Genomic DNA, 16228 nt, shown 5'->3' with positions numbered 1-16228 from the left:
TCTTCTTTGAGCGATCTTTAAGTATAACGATCCATGACTCCCAATCAAGCGCACGAACGCAATCCTGGGCTAAAGAAACCGGGTAGGCATCAGCCTGCCGAAGCGGCCTCAGGTAATTTTGCCAGTATAAAAGCCCGCTTTGCCAGCGATCGCGACGAGGACAAAATTGCAGCATTAACAGATGCCCTTAATTATGCAGACAAAGGTAGAGAACTCTTGACGCAGGCGCTAGAGCACGAGTCATTCAAAATTAAGCGGGCTGCCTATAAATTGTTATCAACCAAGCAAAAGCCAGATCGCTACAAGTTGAGCGCTGACGAATTACTTGAGTGGTATGAAGCAGGCGAGCGGGACTTTACTGGCGCGCACCTGAGCGGCACTATCTATCATGCCAAACTCATTGATATTGACTTTAGCTGCGCCTATATAAATGCCGATATCATCAGCACCAATCTCAAGGCAGCAAATCTCAGCGGGGCTAATCTATCTTCTGCTCATTTGAATTATTCCAACCTCAGTCGAGCCAATCTCAGTGAAGCGAACTTAATGGGAGCGGATCTCAGCGATACCAACCTGAGCGATGCTAATCTGAGCAACTGTACGCTTGCCAAGGCTAACTTCAGTAATGCCAACCTGAGCGATGCCAACCTCTGCCACGCCGCAACATGGGACTGGGATGGTTTACTAAACGGGTGGTATGCCACCAATATGGGAAATTTGGTGGAGTCTAGTATTAGTAATACGGACTTGAGAATAATTGCTGATGGCAATGGGGTCAACTTTAGCGGTGCTAACTTGACTGGTACTAACCTGGTGGGAGTGGATCTAAAGGGCGTACAAATCAGCGAAAGCACTCAATTCGATCCCAAATGGCAATTAGTATGGCAAATAGCCAACCAGTACCTCAAAGCAGAAACCGATCTGAGCGGTGCCGATCTCAGAGGAGCCAGCTTGCCGTTTGCCAAACTATCGGGTGCAAGCCTCAGCCAAGCCGATCTCAAAGGTGCAAATTTATATCGTGCCGATTTTCAAGATGCCGATCTCAAAGGTGCAAATTTAGGACGTACGGAATTGCAAGGTGCTAACCTCAGCGGTGCTAATCTCAGTGGTGCTAACCTCAAAGGCGCTCGACTCTGGCGTGCCGATCTATCTAACGCCAATTTGCGCAACGCTAATCTCAATATCGCCAATCTGGACGGTGCTAATTTGGCAGGCACCGAGCTTGAAGGAGCCAATCTAGAGGGAGCTAATTTGCAGAATACTACGCAACGCCAGCAGAGCCAGACTCAAGATAATTCACCTAACCAACAAAAAACATGGCAAGCTAGATTTAAATACTGGTTTAACCAATAACTTGCGATCGCCATGCATAGCTCCGATCGACCGCACGAATATGATGCTGTGCTTGGCGGACAGGCTCTGCCACCACTGGATGCACCTGTGCTGGGTGGTTTGGATCGAGCTAAGTTGCTGCGTCATAGGCTCTTGGAAATATACAGGTCAGGGCAGAGAAACTTTGCCGTTCGGGATTTAAGCGGCATCGATCTGAGCGGCACCAATTTGTATCAAGTTAATCTTTCAGAATCGAACTTAAGTCGATCTAAGTTAGTGGCCTCCAATCTGCGCAAGGCAAGTTTAATTAGAACTAATTTCTATGGAGCCGATCTAGGTAGCGCCAATTTTACTGATGCCATTCTCTTTAGCGCCAATTTACGGGATGCCAACCTCAGAAACGCCAGCTTGTTTGGTAGCGATCTCAGGGTAGCGGATTTGCAGAATGCCGATCTGCGAGATGCAGATTTATTTGGGGCAGATTTAAATAACGCGCTCAATCTCACAGTCAATCAAATTAAATCTGCCCGCAACTGGCAGCAAGCAAAATACGATGCCAACTGGCGCAGGCTGTTGCACTTGCCGCCTTCGCTCAAGTTCAACTGATAATCTCAATTCATCCAATTTAGAGGTTAGAGCGTGACAGCGATCGCAACCTGACTGTGACGAAGATCTCAGATCGCTCGTTACAGCGATCGCAGGCGGAACTAATCATAACCCTTACATTAGTCTCATGGGAAAGAAAGAAACCTAAATGACTACCAGGAAAGCTTCCTGAATTTAGGCCAACAAAACTTAGCTCCCTCACACACTATATCGAGACTAAACTCAAGGAATCCAGTCATGAAAAAGCTCTCATACGTTGCTATGGTAATAGCCGCCGCTGTCATTGGATTGATGCCCGCTAAACCAGCAGAAGCTAATCCCTCATACCACAGCTATAAGAAGTATTATGTAGTCTATAAACCACACTACCATAAGGTCGTCTATCGTTGGTACTACTATCCCAAGTACCATCATAAATACTACCGTTAATTAAGTAAGATGGGTGCAATTCACCTCTCCCTCCTAACTTCCATCTTCTTCGAGGAGAAGGATTGAGGGAGAGGTCACCCAATTCTATCTAAATTCTATCTAAACAATGGGTAGAATCAGCCGACTGAGCGTGCGATCGTCTTCCAATCTAAATAGCGATAGCTCGCCACCTGACTCTAGCATTAAATTCTGGCAAATAACCAAATGCAACCCTGGTGGTTCATCTAAGATCGAAGGTGCCAGTAAATCGCTAACTCTACCTTCTTGCAATGCCGCGAGTAAGTCTTCATCAACATCGCCATAGTCTGTAATTGAGAGTTCGATCAGGCGATCGTCAATTTGGCGACACCAGAGATCGACCCTGCCGCCCTGTTCGGAGCGTTCGCAGGCAAATAACAGTAGCTCGTACAGAACCATCTCGATTTTGCCAATATCCCCGCCGATCGTCACATTAGTTTGATTGTGAACCTGCGTCCAAATTTGGCGCTGTTTTACTAAGGCATCCACTCGTTCTAGCGATCGCTTCAACAATCCTGCTAGAGCAGCGGATTCCTGATTTGCAGACAGTTGCCACCGATCGTCCTCAATCATTTGGGGTAGTGGCGATAAAGATGATTGCACCTGCTTCAGCAAGCTTTGCAGCCGCATGCTTCCAAGCCCTTTATCCGCGCCCTGCGATTCAATTTCGATTAAGCGCTGCACTCCAGTACTCACAGAACGATAAATATCTTCAATACGGCGCTGTTTGTACCAATTTAAATGCATTAGCGCCTGACGATGTTGCTGGAGGCTCTCGATCGCAATTAGATGACGGCGCATCCACGCCAGTTGGCTTGTCAGCATCCTGAAAGCCTGCAAATGCCGATCGAACCAACGGCGATCCTGCTTATCTGCAACTAATAACATCCCAGTGGGATATTCATCCGGTGTAGTATTCAGGGCGATCGCCAGAATCTGACCGATCCCAGGCGCGTTTAGCCATTGCAGCGTAGGTTCCATGAGATCGTGTACGCTGACAGAGAGAACATCGCTGTCTTGCAGGCACCATTGCACTAAAGCGTCGTCTGCAATTACCACAGTCTCGTTCTGAGAAGTGATGCGGAAATCTTCATGATTGCTAGAGCTAGCGGCAATTTGCCCGCCCGATTGACCTGGCAGCCAGGTAACCAGCACTGCTAGCGGTGCCCCCATCACCTGCACCATCATCTGTGCCGCTAAGGAATGCAAATTCTCTAATGTTTCAGCCTGCTGCAACTTAACCAGGCCAGCCTGAACCGCTTGCTGCAATTTATTGCGTTCGTCCGCTTGTCTTTGCAGTTCGCCTTGATGCACGATCAATCCCACCTGCTGAGCTACCGCTTGTAGCATCTCGCGTTCGGGACGCGACCAGGTACGGGGCGATTCGTGGGCGATCGCCAGAATACTTTCCAATGGTTTGCCAATGGCAGTACTGCTAAGCATTAGCGATCGCACCTCCATATCCATTAACAGAGGCCGCCACGACAAAAATTTCAGATCGCTCTCCACATTTTCCACCGTTACGGTTTGAGAAGCATGTTCAACCATTTGCCAGTCCACATCTGAGAGTTGCCCTATACAACCAGGAATAGGACGGCGATTGACCGGATGATATTGATAGTAAACGTCGAAATCTTCAGTATCGTTGTTATAGCGGGCGATCCAAAATCTTTCGACACCAAGCCGATGGCAAAGCTGTTCGGCAGCCATTTGTAAAGATGTTTGCCAGTCAGTATCGGAATAGATAGCTTTAGCGATGCCCGCCATCAGCAATTGATCGGCGGCGATACGCTGCGCCGTATCTTCCATTGCCTCTAAAGGTGCTGTCAGCGCCACTAATTGCGCCGCACCCCTAACAAAATTGCGCTCCTCTTCAGTCCATAGGCGGGGCTGATTCCCTTCAACCGAGAGAAACCCCATAAGTTCTGATTGAAAAATAATGGGAGCGGCAACTAGCGAAGCGGCTCCAAACTGCTCCATTAAGCGATTGGTAACGTTGCCCTGGACGATCGCCTTGGCATCCACTACCGATATAAGCTGATCCTTAGAAAGCGCTTGATAAAAAGTCGGTGCATTTTGCACTGTAATACCGGCAGTGTCGTCAGTTCGCCCAGCCGGCACGCCTTTTTGGCGGTTGACAGTACGCCGCCAGAAGTAACGATGCTCGCGCTCGAACCAGTAGATACTGGTGCGCATTGGCATGACAAAGTTATGGGTTTGCTTGACGATTTCTTCTAAGCGTTCCGCCAGGGTGGACATGGAACGCAGCCGATCTAAAAGCACTAAAAGTGGCTCGTGGGGGAACTTGACATTTTGTTGATGCTTTTGAGTCTCAAGCCGATTTAACGCCGCACCCAAACTGCCCAGTAACAGAGCTAGATAAGCTTTTTCCTCAGGGCGCGGAGAGATATTCCACTGATGCGATCCGAGGATAGCAACGCCGTATGAAGTCTGTTTGTGATAGATCGGGAATAGCAGGGAACCCTGAATATCGTATTTTTGCGCTACCTTTTGCCATTCATTACTGCGTTTTTCTTGACGGAGATCGGTAATGGGTATGGGTTTGCGATGCAGGATTACCTGGTCGAGCAGATCGCCGGGGTTGAGTGGGATTTTTTCTTTTAAAAATTTGATTTCGCCAGACGGTGTCGTGCCACCTTTGCCAATCAGACGATTGTGCTCGCGATCGTAAAGACCGATCCAGAGCAGCTTATAGTCAAACGTATCGCGCAGGTGATCGAGCGTAGCCTTCACCAGGTTATCGACGTTATCTTCTTCGCGCAGAAGCTGCGAGATTTTTCCGAGGCTAACAAATTGTCGCTCCCACTGATTTCCCGCTTGACTCATAATCTTTATGCCCTACAAACCTGCTCGCAACGCTCCTGCATTAAACGGACAAACGCAATCTTGACATAGGTACCATAATACATACATATCCTTTTGGCTAGCGCTTTCCGAGTTTAATCTACCAGCCATTCTAGCGATCGCCCTCCCAACTGTAGCGGAATAGACACTACTTTGCCCAAACGCGGACGCGCTTTGGTGTTTTGAATAAAATCGCGTACTTGACCGACCACTCCCCAGTCATTCAAGTATGCCGCTACGTGTTCGAGATGCTGAAGATAGTCGGCTTCGCTGAGTGGGAAAGATAATTGTTCCTGATATCGCCACATAATTTGTGCCACGATCCGACCTTCAACTCGACGCAGTTGCACGTCGTAGGAGTAACCCCACTTAGCCTGGATAATTTGGCGCAGCTCTTGCCCAGTCATAGGCACGATTACCAATAATGCCGATCGCTAACTTACACAAATCATCATTGCGGATTGCTATATATAGCTATAGCCAACAGGCTTAGGACGGGGTGCAGGGGTTCCACCCCTGCGTGGGGGCGCAGCCCCCACACCCCCTGCCCTAACAGATCTGTCTATGGCTATATTATATGGTTTCTGCTCCCGGTTGCGCTCTTTGGGGGGTGATGGCGACGCGCACGCGCTGCCCGTCTTCTAGAACCACCAATTCTGCCCGATCGATTTCCAAGCGATCTCCTGCAATGGGCGAACGTTGCAACTCTTCTAGAAATAACCCAGCCAGGGTAGCGGCTTCGTCGCGGGGAAGCTGGGCGTTTAACTCGTTGTTTACGGTGGCAATGCTGGCGCGGATTTTAAATATACCTTCGCGATCGCTAATGCGTCGGAACTCTTTTTCCTCTTCGGCATCGTACTCATCTCGAATTTCACCGACAATTTCCTCCAGTACGTCCTCGATTGTAACCAGACCCGCCGTGCCGCCAAATTCATCCTGGACGATCGCGATGTGCAGCCGATTTTTTTGCATTTCCCGCAGCAGTGCCGTGGCGGGATAGTTTTCTGAGACGTAGCGCACGGGGCGAATTAGCTCTGCGATCGCGGGTTGACTGCCTATGAGTTCTGACACGGGGCGGATCAGGTCTTTGACATGCAGGATGCCGATAATGTTATCGAGATCCTCATTGCATACTGGTAGGCGTGTATGGGCGTTGTCCGCAGCAATTTTATATGCTTCCTCCAGGGTGGTACTGGCTTTGATATATTGAATTTGCACGCGCGGTACCATAATCGCCCTGGTTGTGATGTGGCTTAGTTCGACGGCTCCATAAATAATGCGCCGTTCTTGCTCGCCTACAGTGCCACCTATACGTGCGGCATCGACCATTGCTTTAATTTCTTCGACATTGATGGCAGGATCGTCTTCGCTGGCGGGATTGCCCGTGAGGAACAGAATAAAGTTAGTAGTTACGCTCAGGAATTTGACGAATGGCGCTGCAATTTTGCCCAGCCAGTGAATGGGCGAAATCGCGAACAGGGAAATTGCTTCGGCATGGCGCAGGGCTAATTTCTTGGGGACTAGCTCCCCCAAAATCAGACTGATCGTGGCGATCGCGATCGTAATCCCGATAAAGGCCATAGGTTTAGCTGACTTACCCAACACCGGAGCGATCGCTAACTCCAATGGTTCTGATAGTTCCGATGCTGCTGTGGCGGAGGTAAAAAAGCTCGCCAGGGTCAAACCTACTTGAATTGTAGCCAGGAACTTGGTACTGTCCTCAGTTACCTGTAGTACCCGCTTGGCCTGCTTATTGCCGCGATCCGCTAAGGTTTTGATCCGCACGTCGCTCACGGAAACAAGCGCGATCTCCGCCGCTGCAAAAAAGGCATTGATTCCGATGAGAAAAGCAATAACGATCAGTTGGTTCAGAATATTCATTGTGTTCGGGTAATTCCCACGCCAAGATGTACCTATAATCCTGCGGGCGTAGGGGCAGTGCCTTCTGCCCTGTGCTTCGTACCTGCGCCGTGCCCGCACCTGTGCCTGCCTTAAGCACCGAGCCTATTCGCCCTGGTCGTTGTAGGCTTGCCAGGAAATATCAATGAGGGCTTTTAAGATCGCAGCCGCAACAACGGCATTGCCCTTACGACCGTTAATAAAAATATGCGGGATAGTAGAGTTTTGCAACTTAGTCCTGGTCAGATCGATGTCGGTAAATTTGGGCGATGCGGCAATTACCAGTGCTGGTTTAAGTTCTCCAATTTCGACCAGATGAATCAGGGAATTAAGCGCCGATTGCGCCTCTCCGATTGTAAAAATAGCTTCTGGATATCGCTGGGCTAGCGTTTCGATGCCCCACGTTGCTTGAGATATATTTTTTTTAGGACGAGTAATAGCCTCGGTGGCGCAGTAGATAGGATTGGCAAATGTGGTCTGTACCTTAGTGGCGATCGCAGCTTGCACGGTCGGCACGTCAACCACTATGGTTGTCCGTGCTGCTAAAGCTGCTGCTCCTGCTTTGAGGGCTTTGGGGGAAAACTGAATCAGATTAATAAAGTCAAAATCGGCAGTGGCACAGATGACCTGACGGGCAATTTCATATTCGGCGGGAGAAAGGGTATGCTCTCCAACCTCGCGATCGATAATTGCCAGGTTTTGCACGTCAGCGGTGTACCATTCCATAGACTTCAGTTATTTTTAGTTGGTTAGCTTTTAGTTGTCAGTTTACAACCTTGTCTGTGAACTACAATACAGGATTCAGGCTTTATGGCGATCGCATGTTTTTGCCAGTTGGTATCGCTACTAGAATTTTATGCCAAAGTAAGCAGGATTACTGGTATGTCAGAGTCCAATCGACAATCTCGAACGCATCGCGCTGAGAGAGCTTTTTGAAAATGGCAAAAAAATCCCGCAGGCATGAAGCACCAAATAATTCCTCCTATTGGATATAGCGGTTTTCAGATGAAAACGAGAAGGGGGTTTGGGGGCGTTGCCCCCAAGAAGGGGTGGAACCCCTTCACCGTTATATAAATCGAGGTTTCTTTTACTACGAGGCTGGAGATGTGAAAGCTGCTAATCATGACTGGCGTAAGGCAATTTCCCTCAATGCCAAGGAACCTGAAGCATATATAGCTCTAGCAGTATCTTTGTACGCTCATGGTATCGATGGAGGCGATCGCAGTGAGAGCTTACAGCTAGTCGCAAAGGCAATCCAATTAGATAAACTTTACTCCAGTTTGCAATATCTCAAACAAGAAAAATTCTGGAGCGATCGCATATTGGAAGATGCCAAGCAACTCTGCAACGATCCTCAAATTAAAGAATTGACGCTGAAGTAAAGCCGAGTATCTCAAGGTTGCGCCTCATAATTTCACCCATCCTCACCCCTACCCTGGGGAGATGCCGGAGGTAGAGTCATAATGGCAAAACTTGAGATGACCTCAGATAAAGGCTTTTAGCACAATTCTAAATATTTTGTTAACTAAAAAACATGAGGTTGGGGCAAAATATACAAGCAACATCAAATCCGCAAATGTAACAAATGGCTAAACGAGTTTTTATCACTGGTGCTAGTGGCTGTGTAGGGCATTACATAGTTGAATCTTTGCTGCACAATACTGACTACGAGCTGTTTTTACTCCTGCGGAATCGTCAAAAGCTTAAGGTCGATACCCAAACTCGCCCCGGCGTTACGGTAATTGAGGGGGGGATGCAGGATATGGCTTATTTTAAGGAATTGCTGCCAACCATGAATTATGCCATCAGTGCCGCCGCCGCCTGGGGCGGCACTGTAGAAGTGTTTGAAACTAATGTCTATAGAACCGTTGAGTTATTTGAATCTCTCGACCCGCAGGTGTGCGAGCGGGCGATCTACTTTTCCACTGCTAGCATTCTCGACGATCGCAATCAAATCCTGAAAGAGGCAGAAACCATTGGTACGGACTATATTCGCTCCAAACATGCCTGCCTGCAAAAGCTAGAGAAATCTCCGATTAGCGATCGCCTGATTACCGTATTTCCAACTCTAGTCTTTGGCGGCGATGGCAAAACTAAACCCTATTCGCACCTATCGTCAGGTCTAAAGCAGGTCGCTGGTTATATTAACTTGATTAAATGCCTCAAGGCTGATGGTAGCTTCCACTTCGTACATGGGGCGGATATTGCTCAGGTGATAACTTATCTCCTGACCACCGAGCAGCCTTTGCTGTGCGATCGCCTTCCCGCTCGGCTGGTGTTGGGCGCGCCGCGCCTCACGGTCAACCAGGCGGTGCGCGAAGCCTGCGACTACCTGAACAAGAAAGTTGGCTGGCAAATCGATCTCACGCCAGGCTTAGTTAATATCCTGCTTAAAGTATTCAACATCAAGGTTGCGGCCTGGGATATGTTTTGCATTAAACAGCGTCACTTTACCTATGATGTGGTCAATCCCGAAAGCTTTGGACTTACCTCTAAGTATCCACGCATAGCCAATCTATTAGCAGAGATGTAGTTGCGATCCACTCGTCCTGACAACACTTAGCGTTTAAGCACTAATCCCTGCCCTGTAGGCAGTTCGAGAATTTTGTAACCGCGATCGTTCATAAATTTTATTTCTGCTAAGGCTTGATCCTGATGTGCTAGCCAACCAAAGTCATCTAAGATCAGCATTCCACCTGGTGAAATTTTGTCGAATAACGCTTCTAATGCCAGAATCTCAGCCTTAGTCGAGTTCATGTCGATATGCAGATAAGCAATTTTCTCCGGTACTGCCTTTTCAAAAGAGTGAGGCACTATCCCTCTAATAACTTTAACATTTGGATAGGCTGAGAAAGTACTTTGAACTTGCTGGAAGAGAAGATCGCTATCAAAACTTTTATAGTAAAGGTTTCGACTTTCTCTTTCTTTTTCAGTGGAGGTCTCCTCCGCCAGCCCGGAAAAGGTATCGTATAAATAAAATTGTTTGGGTATGGTGGCAAAGTTCAAATATTTACAGATTACTGCAGATGAAAACCCTTGGAATACGCCGCATTCTACAAAGTCTCCTTCAACGTGCAAAGCATGGCTGGCAGCCCAAGTCAGCGTATGGAGCCTCCAGGCCAGGCTCTTTTCTTGATTGTCTCGCGCAGTTGAGAGAAAGCTATTTTCAAATCCGGGCTCTGTCCAAAAGGTAAGATTTCTGTGCAGTGCAATTAACATATCCGATGCAAACATTTGCCCAAAAATATCTTTTATATTCCCAAGGGCTTGTTTAAATTCTTCTATTCTGCTATCGGGAACGCCGTAAAACATTTTACAATCTCTATATTCTATAATTATGTCAATGCAACTTTTCTCATCAAGCTAGGAATATAACACGATCTTTACTATTTACAGCGGTTTTCAACTGAGAACAGGTTTTATTGACAGTGTGAAGGGGGTTCCACCCCTTACTTGGGGGCAAAACCCCCAAACCCCTTCTCGTTTTTATCTGAAAACCGCTATATGATTACTGTCACAGAAGCAGAGACATGCATTCTCAACCTGGTTCAACCTTTTGAGCCAGATCGCGATCGCGATCGCATCGCACTTACCGATGCTTTAGGTAGAGTACTTGCCCGCGATGTGGCGAGCGCAATGGATTTCCCTCACTTTGACAATTCGGCAATGGATGGCTATGCCCTGCGCTATGAGGATTTAGCGCAGACAACAAAACTGAGTATTGTTGATGCAGATATTCCGGCTGGAACTGGTGTTCCTAAGCCCTTAGAACGCGGTCAGTGCGCTCGGATTTTTACGGGTGGGATGCTGCCGGAGGGAGCGGATACGGTTGTGATGCAGGAGGACGCTGAAAGAGATGGGAATTCGCTTAATCTCAAGATCGAACCGCAACAAGGCGACTACGTAAGGCGTAGGGGCGAATTTTACCGTGCTGGTTCTACTCTCATACCGTCCGGCGCGAGAATCTCTGCTTCAGAGCTAGGCGTGCTGGCAGCGGCGCAATGTAAGATAGTGGATGTCTACCGCCAGCCCGTTGTGGCAATTTTATCTACAGGTAGCGAGCTTGTCGATCTTTACGCAGATCGTTCCTTGACCCCAGGTCAAATTATTGATTCCAATCAATACGCTCTCACTGCCTTAGTTAAACAAGCAGGTGCGATCGCTTACCCAATCGGCATAGTACCAGATCGTCAGGAAGAATTATTGGCGGCTATAACACGGGCGATCGCCGTTGCCGATGTAGTTATCTCCTCGGGTGGCGTTTCTGTAGGTGATTATGACTATGTCGATCGCTTGCTAGATCGGATTGGGGCAGATATTTGTATCCGCGCTTGTGCGATTAAACCTGGCAAACCACTTACTGTTGCTACGATCCCCGCTCGGTCTCAAGCTGAGGCACCAGATAGAAAATCGCAAAGATCGAAACTATACTTCGGCGTACCGGGCAATCCTGCCTCGGCAATGGTTTGCTTTTGGCGGTTTGTGCGAGGGGCGATCGCAAAGCTCGGTGGAGCGGAGAAATCACACTGGCATCCCAAATTTATCAAAGCGATCGCGCTAGGCGATCTACATGCACAGGGTAGACGAGAAACCTATCTATGGGGCAATCTTAGCTTGTCAGATGGATATTGGCAATTTACACCTGCTAGCAACTATAGCTCTGGGAACCCAGTCAGTTTGGCCGGTACAAACGGACTAGCGGTATTGCGAGTCAATCAAACCTACGTGCCAGCGGGTGATGAAGTCCTGGTTATGTCCGTATGAGTTCCATCCTAACTCCCATCTAATTTAGGGCGCTTGATGCGACAGATGGGTGGATAAGGCTACAGACTTCGTGGAAAGCTGTCTTTGGGGCTTTGGCAAAAAGGTGGGACATCTTGTTGAGAATTTCTTTGTAAACGTCAGTTTGGTTTGCCTCGATGTCTTCCATGTTTTCCCAAAAGATAATCGCAACTCCCTTATCAGTCCCTGGTTCTTGGAGTAAATAAGCTCCTTTGAATCCTTGTGAGTAAGTGGCGATCGCCTGTTCAAAAAGCTGTTTGGCTTCAGCAAATTTACCGGGCTTAAATTCTCCGACTGCGACGTAGGCAAATCGATGTCTCAAAAAATCAGAAAACTCGGTCATATCTCCTACCCTCCTAATCTCCCTTGGATTGAATAAATAATAGATAAGTAATAGTTACGAAATATTTAATAGTATCCCACGCTACAAAGTTTATACTTCCAAAATCTAAAGATTAATTAAGATTCGCATTAAACTTGGCACTTTCCCAAGCAAAATAAACGTCAAGTACTGTCAGCAAGGTGTTCGTTACGTGGAGTAAAACTAGAGATGCAACCTAAAATTCTATACGCTGCCATTTGTGGCAGTATGATGGCGGTTTTTACTGTATTTGTGCCATCGAGCTTGGATGCGCAAATAGCAATCGGGTCAAACGGCTCCAGTAGCAATAGCGTGCCATTATCGCACCAAACATTACAGGAAATGCGCCCAACTAGCGCTCCTCTGAGCGGTAGCAGCATGGAATTTTTGCGGTTTGGCAAAGAGGTTACAGTTACTCCAGTAGAAAGCGTTAAATCTGCAATCGACTGGCTCTCAGGTGGCACGACAACAGATCGACAAACAGTTAAAGTCGATCCCGACCAAGCATTCGAGCGAGCGATCGCTAACTTTAAAGAGCAGCAGAAACTAGAAATAGGAGCATCAACCCCTATTTCTATAGAAAAACTCTCTCAAGAAAAAAATACCCGCAACTAATATAGCAAAGGAACGATTAAGGAAATTGTATGAAAGTCGTTGGAACTGACTCAGTTAACCAAACGCCATTATCTGACAGATAGAACGATCGCCCAGATTCATACATTTGCAATGCCTTTACAATTAAAACTATCGGTTTGCCATGTCGTTGTCCCACTTTAGCAGCCGTTTCAATGTCAAATGAAAGATGAACGTGCTGTCTGGAGCCAGGGATCAAACCATGTAACTTAATTGACTCGATAAAACGGGTTGCTGTGCCGTGGTACAGAAGCTCGGGAGGTACAGCAATAGCTAAACCCAAATTAACCTTAACCGAATGTCCCTGATTGGCACGAATAGACGAGCTATCCGCACTAAGAGAAAATCGCTTTTTATCATTTTTAGCGACAATTTCTTCTATTAGTTCGCGGGATAGTGGGTGTTTATGCTTTGTTGCTAGCTCGATCAGGCTCTCAACATTGGCCCAACCTGCCTCGTCTAAGGCAAGCCCGATTGTCTCAGGTCGATGTCGGAGAACCAGGCTTAAAAACTTACTGGTTGACTCTAAGTTCTTGCTCATGGCACCCTCTAGTTTAAAAAATCAGGTTTCCTTGCAGTTCATACACCAATATAGCTATAGCCAACAGGCTTAGGACGGGGTGTAGGGAGGGGTGAAACCCCTGCGTGGGGGCTGCGCCCCCACGCCCCCTGTCCTAACAGATCTGTCCATGGCTATATAATGACTGTTGGCAGTAAGGCAAGCTTGGGTCAAGTTTTGGAAATTATGGGCGATCGCAGATTGCTAAAAAGAATAGGTGTAATTGGCGGCGGTCAGCTTGCGTGGATGATGGCGATCGCTGCCAAACAACTAGGCTTAGCTTTAGTCGTTCAGGCAGCGAATAAAGATGAACCGGCGGCAGCAGCGTCGGATCGCATGGTAATTGGTGAAATTGATGACTTTGCTGCCACCAGGGCGATCGCTCAAATGAGCGATGCGATCACGTTTGAAAATGAATTTGTCAATCTGAAACAACTGGCAGAGCTAGAGCGCGTAGGGGTTAAGTTTTTGCCAACACTAGAGATGCTGGGCATGTTGGTAGATAAATATACCCAGCGGCAGCATCTCAAAAAAAATCATATTCCCACTCCTAATTTCCTATCGATCTCCGACGAGTCAGATCTGCTAGAAGCAGCCCAGATCCTGGGTTACCCATCCGTCCTGAAGGCACGGCGACATGGCTATGACGGCAAGGGCACCAGCATTGTGAAATCTGAGAGCGAATTACTAATAGCATGGGAGGCTATGGGGAAAGCCCCCGCCTTGCTAGAGGCATACGTGAATTTCAAAGCAGAGTTGGCCGTGATGGTGGCACGGTCTGAGTCAGGAGCGCGTGCCATCTATCCGGTTGTGGAAACGCAGCAAGTAGACCAGGTCTGTCGTCGCACGATCGCCCCCGCCCGAGTGGCCCCAGAAGTAACAATTAGGGCAGAGGCGATCGCTAAAAATATCGTCTCTAGCTTGAATCTGGTTGGTATATTTGGAATCGAGCTATTCCTGTCTGGCGATGACGAGGTCAGCGTCAATGAAATTGCGCCGCGCACCCATAATTCCGGACATTACACCATCGAAGCTTGCCCCACATCTCAATTTGCGCAGTTGTTACGAGTTGTCAGCGGTATGCCCCTGGGCGACACGCACATGACCAGCCCAGTCGCAATTATGGTGAATTTACTGGGCTATGAAATTAGCAATAGTACCTATAACAGCAAACGGCAACAAATTGCCCAAATACCCAACACATTCCTACACTGGTACGGCAAACTCAACTCCAAGCCAGGACGCAAGCTCGGTCACGCCACAGTTTTAGCCGACGACTATGCAGAGGCAGAGGCGATCGCCGATCGGATCGAGCAAATCTGGTACGAGTAAGGATAGCTGGGGCTATCCCTATCCCTTCAGCTATGCCGATCGATCAATTTGTCAACAGTTTTCGCCTGTTTAGCGGCTATTTCTGCTAACTGCTCTATGAGTTGCCGATCTTTTGCTTGACTTTCCACAACGCGATCGAGAGTCTGGTTAACTTTGTCCAGAGTCTGCTCTTGCCGAATCTGGCTTTCAATGATGCGATCCAGAGCCTGCTCTTGCCGAATTTGGCTTTCAATAGACCTCTTGCAGATTAGGTTGAGGTTGAGTTGCCAAAGAACCCCAAGATAGGAAAATATCAGGACATAGCAATAACGAAAAAGCGTCCTGATGATGAACTATATAATAGCGCAAACCCTACCTGCTGCACACTTTAAGCGTCGATTTGGTATCGAGACTAATACGTTCAAAGCAATTGTGAAAGTGCTTAAACCAGAGTGGCGAGCAACGCCAACACCTGGAGCCAAGCCTAAACTCGGACTAGAAGACCGCATATTGGTTGCCTTCGAGTATTGGCGGGAATATCGCACCTACTTTCACATCGCCACTAGTTGGGGCATCAGCGAGTCTACAGTTTGTCGAATAGTGCATTGGGTAGAGGAGACTTTAATCCGCTCACGTCGCTTTCGACTACCTGGGAAGCGCCAGTTGGTGCGGGGCTTTGGGATACCTACAGTCGCGATCGTTGATGTGACTGAAACTCGCATTGAGCGTCCTAAGCGGCACCAACGTGCCTTTTATAGCGGCAAACAGAAAGGGCACACGCTCAAATGTCAACTCATAATTGACGCTCTTACTGGGCAGATTATCTGTACGTTTTTCGGCAAGGGGCGACGGCATGATTTCAAGCTGTTCAAAGCTTCTGGCATCCATTTCCATCCTCAAACCGAGAGTTTGCAGGACAAGGGTTATCAAGGCATCCAGAAACTGCATCTCTACTGCCGCTTACCCCACAAGAAACCGAAAGGTGGTCAGCTTACGCCCGAGCAGAAAGCGTTCAACCGCCAACTTGCGCGCCAACGGGTTGGCATTGAGCATGTTAATCGCCGCTTGAAGATCTTCCGCATCTTATCTGGACGCTATCGCAATCGTCGTCACCGCTTTGGTTTGCGTTGCAATCTAATTGCTGGTCTCTACAATTTTGAACGCTCTCAAGGCTCCTCAGTTGGCTAATTTGCAAGAGGTCTAATGATGCGATCGAGAACCTGCTCATGCCGAGCCTGGCTCTCTGCAACGCGATCGAGGGTTTTATTGATTTTAGCTAATGCTGCGTCGTGATTGTGGGCAGACTCGACTACATGGACTGCTAGATCGGAAATTTGATTGGTTAATCGTTGAAATGCTGCCTCAAGATTTGGTGATTCGGTTGTCATAGGTGATTTCCACATGGATACTTTTTAGGGACTTGGGGTTAAATA

Annotated in this window: 18 protein-coding genes; 10 read left to right on the top strand and 8 right to left on the bottom strand. The window is 47.9% G+C overall.

What is annotated here, in order from left to right:
* The first annotated feature begins 33 nt into the window (after positions 1 to 33).
* The 3 genes from PSE6802_RS29205 to PSE6802_RS0115720 all read left to right on the top strand — a co-directional run bounded on the left by PSE6802_RS29205 (position 34) and on the right by PSE6802_RS0115720 (position 2367).
* Complete coding sequence (locus tag PSE6802_RS29205; RefSeq protein ID WP_019501008.1) at positions 34 to 1353, top strand: pentapeptide repeat-containing protein; 1320 nt, start codon at positions 34 to 36, stop codon at positions 1351 to 1353.
* 12 nt (positions 1354 to 1365) lie between these two features.
* Entirely contained in the window at positions 1366 to 1938 is a 573-nt protein-coding gene (locus PSE6802_RS29200; RefSeq protein ID WP_019501007.1) for a pentapeptide repeat-containing protein, read from the top strand.
* 237 nt (positions 1939 to 2175) lie between these two features.
* Complete coding sequence (locus tag PSE6802_RS0115720) at positions 2176 to 2367, top strand: hypothetical protein (RefSeq protein ID WP_019501006.1); 192 nt, start codon at positions 2176 to 2178, stop codon at positions 2365 to 2367.
* Between the two features lie 99 nt (positions 2368 to 2466).
* Here PSE6802_RS0115720 and PSE6802_RS0115715 read toward each other — a convergent pair whose 3' ends face one another.
* The 4 genes from PSE6802_RS0115715 to PSE6802_RS0115700 form a co-directional block, all read right to left on the bottom strand.
* Positions 2467 to 5232 (bottom strand): GAF domain-containing protein, encoded by a 2766-nt coding sequence (locus PSE6802_RS0115715; protein ID WP_019501005.1) that lies wholly within the window; start codon positions 5230 to 5232, stop codon positions 2467 to 2469.
* Positions 5233 to 5345: 113 nt separating this feature from the next.
* Positions 5346 to 5657, bottom strand: a complete 312-nt coding sequence (locus tag PSE6802_RS0115710; RefSeq protein WP_019501004.1) for a DUF3067 family protein — start codon at positions 5655 to 5657, stop codon at positions 5346 to 5348.
* A gap of 166 nt (positions 5658 to 5823) precedes the next feature.
* Positions 5824 to 7131 carry a hemolysin family protein gene (locus PSE6802_RS0115705; protein WP_019501003.1) on the bottom strand — a complete coding sequence of 436 codons (1308 nt, stop codon included), beginning with the start codon at positions 7129 to 7131 and terminating at the stop codon, positions 5824 to 5826.
* 123 nt (positions 7132 to 7254) lie between these two features.
* Complete coding sequence (locus PSE6802_RS0115700) at positions 7255 to 7875, bottom strand: precorrin-8X methylmutase (protein WP_019501002.1); 621 nt, start codon at positions 7873 to 7875, stop codon at positions 7255 to 7257.
* 56 nt (positions 7876 to 7931) lie between these two features.
* Between PSE6802_RS0115700 and PSE6802_RS33520 the strand changes: the two genes are divergently transcribed.
* The 3 genes from PSE6802_RS33520 (at position 7932) to PSE6802_RS0115690 (ending at position 9682) form a co-directional block, all read left to right on the top strand.
* Positions 7932 to 8072 (top strand): hypothetical protein, encoded by a 141-nt coding sequence (locus PSE6802_RS33520; RefSeq protein ID WP_156815549.1) that lies wholly within the window; start codon positions 7932 to 7934, stop codon positions 8070 to 8072.
* Positions 8073 to 8255: 183 nt separating this feature from the next.
* Positions 8256 to 8531, top strand: coding sequence for a hypothetical protein (locus tag PSE6802_RS0115695; protein ID WP_019501001.1), 276 nt, complete (start codon positions 8256 to 8258; stop codon positions 8529 to 8531).
* 203 nt (positions 8532 to 8734) lie between these two features.
* Positions 8735 to 9682, top strand: a complete 948-nt coding sequence (locus PSE6802_RS0115690; protein ID WP_019501000.1) for an NAD-dependent epimerase/dehydratase family protein — start codon at positions 8735 to 8737, stop codon at positions 9680 to 9682.
* A gap of 26 nt (positions 9683 to 9708) precedes the next feature.
* Here PSE6802_RS0115690 and PSE6802_RS0115685 read toward each other — a convergent pair whose 3' ends face one another.
* Entirely contained in the window at positions 9709 to 10461 is a 753-nt protein-coding gene (locus PSE6802_RS0115685) for a TylF/MycF/NovP-related O-methyltransferase (RefSeq protein WP_019500999.1), read from the bottom strand.
* 192 nt (positions 10462 to 10653) lie between these two features.
* Here PSE6802_RS0115685 and PSE6802_RS0115680 point away from each other — a divergent pair, with 192 nt between their 5' ends.
* Positions 10654 to 11913: a molybdopterin molybdotransferase MoeA gene (locus PSE6802_RS0115680; protein ID WP_019500998.1), complete on the top strand. Its 1260-nt coding sequence runs from the start codon at positions 10654 to 10656 to the stop codon at positions 11911 to 11913.
* A gap of 19 nt (positions 11914 to 11932) precedes the next feature.
* Here PSE6802_RS0115680 and PSE6802_RS0115675 read toward each other — a convergent pair whose 3' ends face one another.
* Entirely contained in the window at positions 11933 to 12274 is a 342-nt protein-coding gene (locus PSE6802_RS0115675) for an antibiotic biosynthesis monooxygenase family protein (RefSeq protein ID WP_019500997.1), read from the bottom strand.
* A 207-nt stretch (positions 12275 to 12481) separates the two neighbouring features.
* On the opposite strand from PSE6802_RS0115675, the gene PSE6802_RS0115670 reads away from it, so the two are divergent.
* On the top strand, positions 12482 to 12907 hold the full coding sequence (locus PSE6802_RS0115670) for a hypothetical protein (RefSeq protein WP_019500996.1): 426 nt from the start codon (positions 12482 to 12484) through the stop codon (positions 12905 to 12907).
* A gap of 16 nt (positions 12908 to 12923) precedes the next feature.
* Here PSE6802_RS0115670 and PSE6802_RS0115665 read toward each other — a convergent pair whose 3' ends face one another.
* The gene (locus PSE6802_RS0115665; protein ID WP_019500995.1) at positions 12924 to 13466 is read right to left on the bottom strand and encodes an RNA 2'-phosphotransferase; all 543 of its coding nucleotides are present in this window, start codon (positions 13464 to 13466) and stop codon (positions 12924 to 12926) included.
* Between the two features lie 159 nt (positions 13467 to 13625).
* On the opposite strand from PSE6802_RS0115665, the gene PSE6802_RS0115660 reads away from it, so the two are divergent.
* Together PSE6802_RS0115660 and PSE6802_RS0115655 are read left to right on the top strand one after the other, a co-directional pair.
* Positions 13626 to 14816, top strand: a complete 1191-nt coding sequence (locus tag PSE6802_RS0115660) for a 5-(carboxyamino)imidazole ribonucleotide synthase (RefSeq protein WP_019500994.1) — start codon at positions 13626 to 13628, stop codon at positions 14814 to 14816.
* Between the two features lie 327 nt (positions 14817 to 15143).
* A complete protein-coding gene (locus tag PSE6802_RS0115655; RefSeq protein WP_019498088.1) occupies positions 15144 to 15983 on the top strand; it encodes an IS5 family transposase in 840 nt (279 codons plus the stop codon).
* Here PSE6802_RS0115655 and PSE6802_RS0115650 read toward each other — a convergent pair.
* Positions 15980 to 16183, bottom strand: coding sequence for a hypothetical protein (locus PSE6802_RS0115650; RefSeq protein ID WP_019500992.1), 204 nt, complete (start codon positions 16181 to 16183; stop codon positions 15980 to 15982). The genes PSE6802_RS0115655 and PSE6802_RS0115650 overlap by 4 nt on opposite strands.
* Positions 16184 to 16228 lie beyond the last annotated feature (45 nt).

It is taken from the genome of Pseudanabaena sp. PCC 6802, assembly GCF_000332175.1.
Classification (GTDB): Bacteria; Cyanobacteriota; Cyanobacteriia; order Pseudanabaenales; family Pseudanabaenaceae; genus PCC-6802.
This window is presented reverse-complemented; position numbering and strand designations above follow the sequence as displayed.